Origin of the sequence: Rhodococcus sp. BL-253-APC-6A1W (genome assembly GCF_012843405.1) — a bacterium.
GTDB lineage: Bacteria > Actinomycetota > Actinomycetes > Mycobacteriales > Mycobacteriaceae > Rhodococcus.
Map to the genome: position 1 here is coordinate 1 of NZ_JABAFB010000017.1, position 13029 is coordinate 13029.

The 13029-nt window shown below is 65.1% G+C and carries 11 protein-coding genes and 1 pseudogene; 4 read left to right on the forward strand and 8 right to left on the reverse strand.

All coding sequences use genetic code 11. The features are described from left to right. Positions 1-149: 149 nt before the first annotated feature. The 3 genes from HF877_RS21670 to HF877_RS20075 form a co-directional block, all read right to left on the reverse strand. Positions 150-275 (reverse strand): hypothetical protein, encoded by a 126-nt coding sequence (locus tag HF877_RS21670; RefSeq protein WP_346765253.1) that lies wholly within the window; start codon positions 273-275, stop codon positions 150-152. An 83-nt stretch (positions 276-358) separates the two neighbouring features. Continuing rightward, positions 359-700, reverse strand: a complete 342-nt coding sequence (locus tag HF877_RS21675; protein WP_346765254.1) for an MFS transporter — start codon at positions 698-700, stop codon at positions 359-361. Between the two features lie 643 nt (positions 701-1343). Beyond that, positions 1344-2330, reverse strand: a complete 987-nt coding sequence (locus tag HF877_RS20075) for an MFS transporter (protein ID WP_346765255.1) — start codon at positions 2328-2330, stop codon at positions 1344-1346. A gap of 887 nt (positions 2331-3217) precedes the next feature. On the opposite strand from HF877_RS20075, the gene HF877_RS21560 reads away from it, so the two are divergent. Further along, positions 3218-3346, forward strand: a complete 129-nt coding sequence (locus HF877_RS21560) for a hypothetical protein (RefSeq protein WP_277350492.1) — start codon at positions 3218-3220, stop codon at positions 3344-3346. A gap of 65 nt (positions 3347-3411) precedes the next feature. Further along, positions 3412-3845, forward strand: a pseudogene (locus tag HF877_RS20085) (5,10-methylene tetrahydromethanopterin reductase); the annotation flags it as partial. Positions 3846-3919: 74 nt separating this feature from the next. Here HF877_RS20085 and HF877_RS20090 read toward each other — a convergent pair. Then, positions 3920-4429, reverse strand: a complete 510-nt coding sequence (locus tag HF877_RS20090; protein WP_169622969.1) for a DUF402 domain-containing protein — start codon at positions 4427-4429, stop codon at positions 3920-3922. Positions 4430-4533: 104 nt separating this feature from the next. On the opposite strand from HF877_RS20090, the gene uvrB reads away from it, so the two are divergent. Both uvrB and HF877_RS20100 read left to right on the forward strand, forming a co-directional pair. Then, a complete protein-coding gene (gene uvrB, locus HF877_RS20095) occupies positions 4534-6693 on the forward strand; it encodes an excinuclease ABC subunit UvrB (protein WP_169622970.1) in 2160 nt (719 codons plus the stop codon). A 184-nt stretch (positions 6694-6877) separates the two neighbouring features. Beyond that, positions 6878-7330, forward strand: a complete 453-nt coding sequence (locus tag HF877_RS20100) for a universal stress protein (protein WP_169622971.1) — start codon at positions 6878-6880, stop codon at positions 7328-7330. Positions 7331-7354: 24 nt separating this feature from the next. On the opposite strand, the gene HF877_RS21430 is transcribed toward HF877_RS20100, so the two are convergent. The 4 genes from HF877_RS21430 to HF877_RS20120 form a co-directional block, all read right to left on the reverse strand. Further along, entirely contained in the window at positions 7355-7759 is a 405-nt protein-coding gene (locus HF877_RS21430) for a DUF732 domain-containing protein (RefSeq protein WP_240952817.1), read from the reverse strand. A 154-nt stretch (positions 7760-7913) separates the two neighbouring features. Next, positions 7914-10160 (reverse strand): ATP-binding domain-containing protein, encoded by a 2247-nt coding sequence (locus HF877_RS20110; protein ID WP_169623000.1) that lies wholly within the window; start codon positions 10158-10160, stop codon positions 7914-7916. Between the two features lie 247 nt (positions 10161-10407). Then, positions 10408-11433, reverse strand: a complete 1026-nt coding sequence (locus HF877_RS20115; RefSeq protein ID WP_169622972.1) for a DoxX family protein — start codon at positions 11431-11433, stop codon at positions 10408-10410. A 206-nt stretch (positions 11434-11639) separates the two neighbouring features. Continuing rightward, complete coding sequence (locus HF877_RS20120) at positions 11640-13004, reverse strand: cytochrome P450 (protein WP_169622973.1); 1365 nt, start codon at positions 13002-13004, stop codon at positions 11640-11642. Positions 13005-13029 lie beyond the last annotated feature (25 nt).

Here is a 13029-nt window from a genome sequence, read left to right on the forward strand (position 1 = left end):
ACAGGGGAAGAAAGTCATACCGAACCCGGCGACCGTGGCCCCGCGGCGCGGGACTACGAAGAAGGTAACGGGGGGCGCGTACATCGCGGACTGCACCACCTGCCCGAGCATCAGCGCGACGGTCAGCACCGCAACCGAACCGGCGTCGATCATCGAATACAAGGGAACGCATACAGCACGGCCACAGCCGCGCCGGTGAGGCTCACCGTCCGCCGGCCGATGCGGTCGGACAGGGCCGAGAACAGCGGGATCGTGATGATCGAGGTTGCTGCCATCGCCACCAGAATCCGCATGACAGTGGAAGACTCGTACCCGATCGAGGTGGTCTACGAGATGATGTGCGAGGTGATGAGCGCGGTCAACGCGAAAGGTCCGATGCCCACTGCGCAGGCAAGGACGAGTGGACGAGGCTGGCGAAGCAGTTGCAGCACCGGCGGTGTCGCGCTCGCCGTGCCTTCGCCGCGGCCTCTTCGAAGACCCGACTTTCGACGACGCTCAAGCGGACGTACAGGCCGATCGCCAGGAGTGCCGCGCTGGCAATGAACGGAATGCGCCAGCCCCACGACTCGAACGATTCGTCCGGAAGCAGAGTGACGAGCATGACCGCCAGGGTGGACAGCAGAAATCCGATGGGGGAGCCGAGTTGCATGAGGCCGGTCCAGAAGCCCCGTCGACGGGCGCCGGAGTGCTCCGCGACCATCAACGCCGCGCCGCATCGACTTGCGGCCTAGCCGATCGCTGCAATGCCCGAATACCAAACCCCCCCCAAGGGCCGTGCGACGTAGCCGACCGCCAGCGTCCCGAACGCGGCGATCGTCGATTCTGCCGGGCTCGACGAGGGAAAAACAGCTTCCCGAAGACCAACGCGGCCATGGTGCTGTACAGCAGGAAGTCGTAGTACTCGATGGTGGTGCCCAACAGGCTCGACAGCGTGACTTTCCGCCACTGCGAGTTGTTACCGGACGGGTGAGGCGCGGCCGCGGTCGGTCCTCGACCGAAGCCGGCACGATGTGATCCATTATCAACAGTCCGCCCACTGGGCGGGATGTTCGCCTCTGCGGGCGGGCTGATCTATCGAGCGGTGAGTGTGCGATCTGTTGTTTCGACCGTGAGGCGTAGGGCGTCGTCGGAAGCGCTGCCCGCAGTGCATGGATGGTTGGGTTGGCCTGGCACTGCATCGCCACACCGCATACATCTCCCGATTAGGGGGTCGGTGCAATGTACGCGAGACGAACTCGTAGCGAGCCGGTGCCGGGCCAGGCGCGGATCAGCGCAAGGAGGTACTCGACCGCCACCAACGCGAGCCGAATTGCTTGGTCACAACGCCGCATCATATGCAGCCCTCAAGCTTCTGGCTTCGGAGCCATCGACGGGCCTGCGCGCTCGGCGGTACGTACAAGTATTCTCCGAGAGTAAATCGCTTGAAAGACACCAACAATGAAGAACGTCAACCCTAAAACGCACCAGCCCGTATTACCCGTTCCGACAAGAGCAATCATGATGGCCGGACCAACTGCTACTGCCAGTCCGTCTCCAATCGCGGCGATCGATTGATATCCGCCCGCGTGGTCATCATTCATCATGCTGGTAGAAAAATACCATTTTGAAGTTACGACCAAAACTTCGGCCAAAGCGTGGAGCAAAGTAACGCCGAGAATTATTGCGACAGCGACGCGGGTGGACTCCGTTTCGCCTGCGATCACAAATCCCGCACATACTACGGATAGAAAAATGGATCCGGCCAGGTTTACGTATCTGCCGTGCTTCAATGTCACGACTTTGTTTCCTACGGGGATCTGGATAGTTATAATGATAATCGCGCTGATCGCCAAACAAACTCCCGCCATTGCGGGCGGGGCTACAGTTGATTCGGTAATCCACAACGGCAATCCGACAGTGAGAACCGGCCAGCACAGCATGAGAAGACTCGACCCCAGCATCATTAGCAGGAACGCCCGGTCTTTTACGGCTGTCGAGCCACCGATCCGACGGTCCGCTCGCGACGAGGTCACAGCTGACCGGCGGCTTATCCGAGTGCACATAAGTGCTCCCGCGAACAGCATGGTGCCGCCAATAGCCAAAGCAATCCGGAAAAAGATCTCAGCGCCGGAGGCGAGAACAAGAGATGCGGCGACAGCTGTTAGGGCGTAGAGCACATGTTGCAGAGTCCGGATCCATGAGAGCGATTTCACTCTGCTCATGGGATCCACGCGAGTCGCGACGATGCTAGTCGATAGGCCTGTTTGGGCGGATTGAAGGCCAAGCGTAATAAACAGTGCTGCGAGTAGCAGGACCGTGCTACTCGAAAGCGACACAAGGAGGGCGGCGATACCCCCGCAGCGTTAATAACAGAGCTAGCAAGTAGCGGTCATCGACGCGGTCTCCAAGTGATCCCACGGGATATGCAAGAGCCATGCCCGCAACCCCGCCGGAGAGGGAGACCGTAGAAACAACGGCTGGGCTCACGTCTGCAACAGAGACAAAGTAGACTGCCCACAGTGCAATCCATATTCCATTTGCGAGACTGTTGGCTGCGAACATTCCGTATAGAATTGCTGGCCCGACCGGTCTTGTCATCACCCCGCGAAATTTACGTGAGTAAGACTCATCAGGGAAGCTGCCGTGTCGATCCGGTCGGAACACAGGCGAAGGAGGTGTCGGTCCCGCGCGATCACTTCGAGGTCGCGGGCGCTCGGGCGGTGCAGATGCTTCGTCATGTCGTACGACTACTTGTCCACGTGCAACCGCCCGCTCACGATTGTCCTCGGTCGTTTCTCGATCGTGGAATCCGACATCAAAACAGTACCCCTTGCCAGTGTGTCTCTTGCCAGTCGCCTGGATTGGTCTTGGTGCGAAACACCGCGTCTTCGTCGCACCCGTGTCGCAGTGCCTCACGGATCGCAAGAGACCGCTCGTAATGGGAGCGGCCTTGACCGTTGAGTAGCGAGCAAACGGCCAGAAAGTCTCCCCATTCGCGACCGCGTATCGCAAATTCTCGCCGTGGGTGGAATTCACGAGTTGGCTGGTACTGACCCGAACGCACACTGGTCCTTGCACTTGTGCTCGCACACAACGTTCGATTTCGAGAGGCCCGTCCACCAGCTCCACCGAGTACCGATGAGCCAGCACCGTCCTTTGCCGATTCTCTCGTTGGAAGTTGTACCGGCTCCGTCCGGGCCGCTGATCGCCGCGACGTTCACTCGCGAAGGCCTTAGTAATGATCGACCACCACACGCGGACGGGACTGTCCGCTGGACTCCTCAACGACGTACTCGACGTCGGGCACCGGAAAGCCGATGTCCCCGACGGTTCGCCCCAACTCGTAACCGGTGACGCGTCACTGTAACCGCAGCGGGGTTCGGAACTTGTCTTCCCAGTCACTTCTCTCGCGACATAGGCGCCGGAGCAGGTGGTAGTTCTCGGTGGCCTGGAATCGCTGAACAGCCAGCGTTCTACGGCGACGGCTCCTGGAACAAGGAACACACCCAGCAGATGATCACCCCGTACCGGAACCGCTTCGAACAGTACGGGCACGGCGCGGCCGAGCAGGCCGTCGTCGGACTCGGCGGCCAGGTATTCATGGCGGAACCGAAGCCGAGGCCAGGCGCATCTTCCGTCCGTATTTCGACAACGCGCCGGTGTACGGCCACGGCCCGTCCCTCGAGGAATTCTCTGCGACGACCCCGCTCACCGTGGGCACCCCCGAACAGGTCGTCGAGCGCACCCTCGGTTTCGCCGACTACGCGGGCGACTACCAGCGTCAGCTGTTCCTCATGGATCACGCCGGTCTGCCGCTCGACGTGGTGCTCGAGCAGATCGAGATCCTCGGTCGCGAGGTCGTCCCGGGTCGCCGCACCGGCTCGTAGCTCCGGCTGCGAGCGGGGCCGGAGCCCGGGAATGAGCAGGGGAGCGGCGGGCGTCACTGCCAGCTGATCGGCAGCCCGACCGAGCTCAGCCACGCGTCGACGTCGTGACCGTGGGCGGCGATGCCGTCGACCGCTTCGAACGCGCGCAGGACGGCCAGTTCGGCGTCGTCCGTGTCGAGCAGACCCGCGGCGACGGCGGCGAACAGTTCGTCGACATCTTCTACCGCGGTGCCACGGCCGGTGCGGACGAGAAGATCGAGGTAGTGGTCGCGCGAATGCCACACGTCACCGTCTCGCCAGTACTCGCCCACATCGACGTACCGATCCAGGTCGCGCTCGTGCCCGGGTCGGTAATGGAAGATCGTCACGCGTAGATGCCGGGACGGCAGCAGCCAGGACTCCACGTACCCGAACTCGTGGTGGTCCGCCGGCCGCGCCATGTACAGCCCCCACGGCTCGACCCGGTACACGTCCACCGGCCGCACATTGCCCTTCGGGTCGGTGTTGGTCTGCGCGGGAACATCGAAACGTTCCTCTTTGACGGGGTGAAGGTGCGGCGCCATGACCGCACGTTACCGTCCGCGCGGGAACGGGCGTTGCGCCTGGCGGCGAGCGGCGGGCTCGGCGGCTCGCCGCACGTGTCGGTGGGAGCAATTACCCTGGAAACATGGCGTTCGCAAGTGAGCATCCTGTAGTCGCCCATTCCGAGTTCCGTCCGGTGGGGGAGATCGAACGCACCGACGCCCCGTTCGAGGTCGTCAGCGAATACGAACCCGCCGGCGACCAGCCTGCCGCGATCGACGAACTCGAGCGCAGGCTGAAGGCGGGGGAGAAAGACGTCGTCCTGCTCGGTGCCACGGGTACCGGCAAGTCCGCTACCACCGCGTGGCTCATCGAGCGGCTGCAACGTCCCACCCTCGTGATGGCACCCAACAAGACTCTCGCCGCGCAGCTCGCCAACGAGCTGCGGGAGATGCTGCCCAACAATGCGGTCGAGTACTTCGTGTCGTACTACGACTACTACCAGCCCGAGGCGTACATCGCGCAGACCGACACCTACATCGAGAAGGACTCGTCGATCAACGACGATGTCGAGCGATTGCGTCACTCGGCCAGTTCGTCGCTGCTCTCCCGCCGCGACGTCGTGGTGGTCGCCTCGGTGTCCTGCATCTACGGCCTCGGCACCCCGCAGTCCTACCTCGACCGCTCGATCCAGCTCGAGGTCGGCCTCGAAGTTCCGCGCGACGCCCTGCTCCGCCTGCTCGTCGACGTGCAGTACAACCGCAACGACCTCGCCTTCACCCGCGGCTCGTTCCGTGTGAAGGGCGACACCGTCGACATCATCCCTGCCTACGAGGAACTCGCGGTCCGCATCGAATTCTTCGGCGACGAGATCGAGGCCCTGTACTACCTGCACCCGCTCACCGGCGACGTCGTCCGCAAGGTCGATTCGTTGCGGATCTTCCCCGCGACGCACTACGTCGCCGGACCCGAGCGGATGGAACGCGCGGTCAAGGACATCGAAGCCGAACTCGAGGAACGTCTCGCCGATCTCGAGAACCGCGGCAAGCTTCTGGAGGCGCAGCGGCTGCGGATGCGCACGCAGTACGACCTCGAGATGATCCGGCAGGTCGGATTCTGCTCCGGCATCGAGAACTACTCGCGGCACATCGACGGCCGGCCCGCCGGCACCGCACCCGCGACGCTGATCGACTACTTCCCGGAAGACTTCCTCCTCGTCATCGACGAGTCCCACGTCACCGTGCCGCAGATCGGCGCGATGTACGAAGGCGACATGTCGCGCAAGCGCAACCTTGTCGAATTCGGTTTCCGCCTGCCCTCGGCCGTCGACAACCGCCCGCTCACCTGGGAGGAGTTCGCCTCTCGAATCGGCCAGACCGTCTACCTGTCGGCGACGCCCGGACCGTACGAACTCGGACGGACCGGCGGCGAATTCGTCGAACAGGTGATCCGCCCGACCGGACTGGTAGACCCGAAGGTCGTCGTCAAGCCCACCAAGGGCCAGATCGACGACCTGATCCACGAGATCCGGGAGCGGGCCGAGCGCGACGAACGTGTGCTCGTCACGACGCTGACGAAGAAGATGGCCGAGGACCTCACCGACTACCTGCTCGAACTCGGTATCCGGGTGCGGTACCTGCACTCCGACATCGACACGTTGCGCCGCGTCGAACTGCTCCGGCAGTTGCGTCTGGGCGAGTACGACGTCCTCGTCGGCATCAACCTGCTCCGTGAGGGTCTCGACCTCCCCGAGGTGTCGCTGGTGGCGATCCTGGACGCCGACAAGGAGGGGTTCCTCCGCTCGAGCACGTCGCTGATTCAGACCATCGGGCGCGCGGCGCGCAACGTCTCCGGCGAAGTGCACATGTACGCCGACAAGATCACCGACTCGATGGCGCGCGCCATCGACGAGACGGACCGCCGGCGAGAGAAGCAGATCGCTTACAACAAGGAGCACGGCCTCGACCCGCAGCCGTTGCGCAAGAAGATCGCCAACATCATGGACCAGGTGTATCAGGAAGCTGAGGACACCGAAGCCATCGAGGTGGGCGGATCGGGCCGCAATGCCTCGCGCGGACGTCGCGCCCAGGGTGAGTCGGGACGCGCGACGAGTTCCGGTGTCGTCGAAGGTCGCGACACCACGACGATGCCGCGCGCCGAATTGGCCGACCTCGTGCAGCAACTCACCGACCAGATGATGCAGGCCGCACGCGATCTGCAGTTCGAGCTGGCGGGTCGGCTCCGCGACGAGATCGCCGATCTCAAGAAGGAATTGCGGGGGATGGACGCCGCCGGTCTGAAGTAGATCCGGAGAACCGCTCCCGGCGGCCGCGAGGGTCCGGGACGCGTCCCTGTGGCGTGGGACCCAAATCCCCCATGCGCCCCGGTGTCCCGATACTGTCTACGCCAGCGCCGGGGGAGGGTTCGCATTTCTTCCACCGGCACCATCGGCGGCACGCGCCGGTGACCGGAACACGATGGAGGAACGAATGAGCGCCTACCGGACCATTGTCGTCGGGACGGACGGTTCGGAATCGTCGTACAAGGCGGTGGAGAAGGCAGCTGCCCTCGCGGGAGACGCCGGCGCCAAGTTGGTGATCGCCTGTGCGTACTACCCGGCCGATCCCAAGGACACCGCACACGCCGCAGACGTGCTGCGCGACGAGGCCTACCAGGTCACCGGATCCGCACCGACCTACGAAATCCTCCGCACGGCACGGGAAAAGGCCACCGTGGCGGGCGCGAAGAACATCGTCGAACGGCCCGTCGTCGGTTCACCCGTGGAATCCCTCCTCGCCCTCGTCGCAGAGGTCGAGGCGGATCTCATCGTGATCGGTAACCGCGGACTGAACACCCTCACCGGCAGGCTCCTCGGCTCGGTGCCGTCGGACGTGGCCCGGAAAGCGACCTCCGACGTGCTGGTCGTGCACACCGTCCGCTGACAGAGTTCCGCGAACGCGCGGGAGTCAGCAGTAGGTCTCGCGCGTGATCTCGACATAGTGCCGGGCGGCATCGTCGCCCGGCATCGTCGTATGCGTCGCCGCCGCGGCGTACGACGCGATCGGCCGCGCTGTCTCCAGGATGCGTTCCTCCGGCATTCCGGCTGCGAGCTGGTCGCACAGTCCGCGCGCGACCGCGAGCAGGGTCTCGTCCGGAACATCCGCGACCAGTCCCGCTTCGTCCAGCGTCTCCTTCATGCGTGTCGCGCGCGCGTCCAGCACCGGTGGCTCGGCCGCGGCCGTGGCCGTGGGTGTCTCCACCGCCTCGACGGGGTCGGCTGTGCCGGCCGAGCATGCGGCAGCCGCGAGCACTGCCGCGCCGGCGAGCAGAACCCGAGCCGCGGCGCCGATCGGCCACCGTCCCCGTCCCATCACCCTCACCTCACACCGTCGACGAACCGGACGTTTCTGTCGGCGGTGCCGTGGCGTACGGCACCGTGCACAGGACCGTACCTTCCCGGCATAACGGAATCGTTCCGATCCACGGCGTGCTGCTTCCACACCGCTACCTCGAGACGGCCCCCGCTCAACACCGCGCCTGGGCGGCGAGTCCGTCGAGCACCCGGGGGAGCGGGGTGGTGTGCAGCACGCCGAGTCTCTGGGTCGCTCGGGTCAGTGCGACATAGAGGTCGTTCATGCCGCGGGGAGATTCCGACACTATCTCGGACGGCTCCACCAGCAGCACGGCGTCGAACTCGAGGCCCTTGACGTCCTTGACGGCAGCGACCGTCACCGACGGTGAGGCGAGGTGCGCCCACTCCGCCACCAGGCGGGCAGGTACCAGAACCGCCGTCGTGCCCGGTCCCGACTCCTCGTCCAGTGCACTGCGCACCGCGTCGACCAAGCTTTCGGCCTCCACCGAACGTGCCCAGGGTTCGTAGCCGGATTCGCGCACCGACTCCGGCGGGAGTTGCTCGGGGTCGATCTCCGCGAGCACCGCGTGCGCGACCCGCATGATCTCTGCCGGTGTCCGGTAGTTGACGGTGAGTTCGGCCTTCTTCCACCGGTTCGCGACATACGGCTCGAGGACCCGCTGCCACGACGTGCTGCCCGCCGGATCACCGGTCTGGGCGGTGTCGCCCACGAGGGTCATCCACCGGTTCGGGATTCGGCGCATCAGCGCCCGCCACGCCATCTCCGACAGTTCCTGCGCTTCGTCGACGATCACGTGCCCGTAGGTCCAGGTCCGATCACCGGCAGCACGTTCCGCGGTGGTCTCGTGGTCCCGGTGGTCCTGGCGCTCCGCAAGCTGGGACGCGTCGATCAGGTCGTACGCCATGAGCAGTTCGGGGTCGAGGTCGTCCTCGAGATCCTGCGGTGCGGAACCGGTGAGGATGTCGAGTGCGCCTTGGGCATCGGCGATCTGCCTGCGCCACCTACGGGACGCGCGTTCTCGTTCCGCCGCGTCGTCGACCCCGAGCAGTTCGGCGATCTCGTCGAGCAACGGGGCATCGGCGGCGCTGAAACGTCCTGCACCGTCCGGGCGGTAGAGAGCCTCGATCTGGTCTTCCGAGAAGTGCGGAGCGGCCGAGGCAAGACGTTCCCGTGAGCCGAGCAGATCCGTGAGCACCTGCTGCGGGGTCAGTTCCGGCCACAAGGCGTCGATCGCGGAGACGATGTCCCGGTCCGCCCGCATCTCCGACCGGATGTCGTCGATGTCGTCGCGGCTGAGCAGGTTTCCGCCGTTGACCAGGTCGGTACCGATGATGGAGGCGAGCTGGTCTGCGAGCGCTTCGATGACCGCGGACACGAAAATCGGACGAGCCAGATTGTGTGGCCGACGCGACGAGCGCGCCCGGCCGCGTGCACGCGAGACAGATTTCCGGTCGAGCATGAGGCGGTAGGTGTCGAACGAGACGGGCACCGGGGAACTCGGGACTTCCTGCCGGTCCCGCACCGCCTTCTTGAGGATGTCGACCATGGCCGACGACCCCTTGAGTTCACCGGCCTCGCGGCTGTCGTCCAGCGTGGCCTTCACACCCGGATACAGGTCGCCGATGGTGGACAGCAGCACGCCCGTCTCACCGAGGGAGGGCAGCACCTGACCGATGTAGTCGAGGAAGGTGGGATTCGGGCCGATGATGAGCACGCCGCTCTTCGCGAGTTGCTTCCGGTACGTGTATAGCAGGTATGCGGCGCGGTGCAGCGCCACCGCAGTCTTGCCCGTTCCCGGCCCGCCTTGCACCACGAGCACGCTTCGGTGCTCGGAGCGGATGATCGCGTCCTGCTGGGCCTGGATGGTGGCCACGATGTCGTGCATCTGCCCGGTGCGGGCGGCGTTGAGGGCCGCCAGCAGGGCGGACTCGCCGGCGACTCCGCCTGCAGCCGGGGTGTCGGAGTGCTCCTGCGCGGCGTCGAGATCGAGGTATTCGTCGTTCAGGGCGGTCACCGAACGTCCACGACTGCGGATGTGGCGACGCAGCACCACGCCGTCGGGTGTTGCCGGCGTGGCGAGATAGAAAGGCCGCGCCTGCGGTGCCCGCCAGTCGAGGAGAAGCGACTCGTAGTCGTTGTCTTCGTCCAGAATTCCGATGCGCCCGATGTATCGGCTGTCGAGGCCCCCGTCGTTGTCGACCTCGTCGTCCCGCACGTCGATCCGCCCGAAGCACAGGCCGTGTTCCGCGGCGTCGTACTTCGCGAGATCCTCGGTATACATCTGGGTGAACGACTCACGTTCGGAGCGTGCCTGCGGGGTGCCCCCCGACTCCCGGAGCACGCGGGTCAGCCTCGTCTTCGCGTAGTCGCGCAGGTCGTCGAGGTGCCGGTAGAGCATCGAGACGTAGGCCTGCTCAGGCTCGAGGTCTGGGTGGGACGCGCCATCGGCCGGCACATGAACTCCTCGGATAGGGACAGATCGAACGCGTGGGGGCGTCGACGGAAGTGCCCGAGAAGTCTAGTCGGATCGCCGGGGGCGTCGAGGAACACCCGGAGACAAAGCGCAGGCACGCGGATCCGGGTGGATCCACGTGCCTGCCGCGGAAGCCGATCACTCCGCTCGCTGTGCTCGTCTCGAGGCGGTCTTACCGCTTCTTCTCGAGCGCCTTACGATTCTTCTCGATGGTCTTTTCTGCCTGCTTGCGGGCCTTCTCGGCGCTGATCCGTGCCTTCTCAGCGGCCTTGAGCGCCTTGGCGTTGAGCACCGCCGAACGCTCGTCTGCAAGCTGTGCCCACTCGCTGCTGCGATCACGGGCGGTGTCCAGGAACTTGGTGCCGCGTACACGGGCGACCTCGGCGATCTCGGGGCCGCGTTCCTTCGCGACGTCGAGCAGTTCGGTGCCGCGCTCGCGTGCGGTGTCCGCGAACACGGGGCCGCGTTCCTTCGCGATGTCGATCAGGCCGGTGCCGCGCTCCCGTGCGCGTTCTGCGAGTACGGGGCCACGATCACGCGCAACCTCGAGGAAGTCGGTGCCGCGTTCCTTCGCCACCTCGGCGAGGACGGGACCACGTTCCTTGGCGACATCGAGCAGATGACCGCCGTGTTCGGCTGCGTCACCGGTCAGGGACTTCACGCGATCGGCGACGTTGCTGAAGGCCTCCGCAGTGCCGCGATCGGAGGAAGCTGCGAGGGGGAGAGCCGCTGCCACGGAAGCCTGGGCGTGCCGCGCCGCGCGGCGGCCTCGCCATCCGAGCGACGGTTTGCCTTCGGTGTCCACCGCGGCGATGAGGAGCCCGCCCAGCAGGCTGACACTCTTGATGAACTCGGTGCGCTGCTTGGAACGGGTTTCCGCATCCTGAGCGTTCCAGAAGTCGTGTCCGACGGCGGTGGTCGGTATGAGCGAACCTGCGAGGGCGAGTGCCGAGAGTCGAGGTGCCTTACCGAGCGCGAAGAGCGCGCCGGCACCGATCTGCACGGCGGCGTTGAGCTGGATCAGCGTCTCGGGGTTGCTCGGGAGCCGATCGGTGACCGAGGCGGGCAGGACATTCACCGCCTGATCCAACGCGGGCTGAGCCGCGTTCGCCCGCGGAGCGGGATTGCGGAGGGCGTCGACGCCCCCGGCAATGAAAATGGACGCGAGCATCGGTCTCGCGAGTCTCCGGACGATCATGTAATTCCTCCCGTAGTCGGGTGTGTTGCCACCGGAACCCGTGTACCCCGACCCCTGCAGGAATATGCCCGCCGTCCGTCATGGGCCTGACCGGAGTGTCCGATTCCTTGCTTGGTCCACATTCGAACCGGACGGAAATCATTGATATCCCGAAAATTCGCTGCGCAGCGGACACGAGTCCCCCGCCGTGCCAGGGCCATATCGGCTCAGTCGATACGCGCTACATCGGGCCGGGCAGTGACCGGAGCGGCAAGTTGCTGCTCGTCGCAGATCCGCTGCAGCTTCGCGAGCGTGGCGTCGAGTCCGGGTCCGCGGCGGGGGCCGGGGGTGAACGATGCGGGCAGATGCCGCATGCCCTGGATCACGCCGATCGTGTCGTAGTGCACCGTGCCTTCCGGATCGCACCGGAAGTCCGGCATGCGATCGAGTACCGCCGAGAGCATCGACTTGAACACAGTCCGGGCGACGTTGGATCCGATACAACGATGAATACCGAGTCCGAAACTGAAGTGACGGTTCCCTTTTCGATCCAGAGCGATATCGTTCGGGTCGGGGAACAGCGCCGGGTCACGGTTGGCCATCGCCCACGACAACCACAGGCGGTCACCCTCGCGCAATTCCGCGCCGCTCACCTCGCAATCGGCCGCAACCGTCCGTCCGTCGCCGGGTGCTGGGGTGAAGAACCGCAGGAACTCTTCGGTGGCCGAATCGAGCAACTGTTCGCGGTCGCGGATGAGCACGTCACGCTGGTCGGGATTCGACGACAACCACTCGAGCGAGTGGGCGGTGAGCGCCGTCGTCGTATCGAAACCGCCACCGATCAGCAGTCCGAGCATGCCCAGCAGTTCGAGGTCGGGCGCCGGCTCGCCGTCGATGCGCAACTCGACGAGCCCGTTGACGAGTCCCGGACGAGGGTTCGTCTTGATCTCGGCCAGATTCGACAGCAGGTCGATGCCCATGGCGCGGTGCATCTCGGCGACCCGCTCGGCGTCCGGCGAATTCTCCGGTGTGTAGACCGACGCGTGCACCGGTTCGCTGTACACGGACCATTTCTCGATCGGGATACCGAGCATGGCGAGGGTGAGGACGGCGGGCACGACGTTGGCCAGGTCGTCGACGAAGTCGATCCGTCCGGATTCGATCTTCTCGTCGAGTGCGGCGTGGACTGCTTCGTCGATGAACGGCTCCCACCGTTTCACCGCGGCGGGGGACAGGTAGGGGTTGAGGACCTGCCGGTAGAGGCGGTGCTCGGGGTCGTCCATCTCGAGAATGCCGCCGCGCACCATTGCCGCGCGACGTGCGGTGGGAATCGAGATCCCCTTGTATCCGCGCCGGGTGCCGTGAACGTCGTGGTCGTTCGACACGTCGGCACTGCGTGCGAGCTCGAAGACCTCGTCGCTCCCGCTGGCTACCCAGTGCCCGTCGTAGGTGTCGGTCCAGGCGAGGGGGCACCGGGCGTGAAGATCATGCGTGATCTCCTCGAACCGATGCCGGTATTCCGGGGTGTGCCGGTCGAAATGGGCCCGGGGGTGCTTACGGTCCCGGTCGACGGGTGCGTCATCGATGGTCACAGCTGTTCCTTCGCGGTACAGGGAT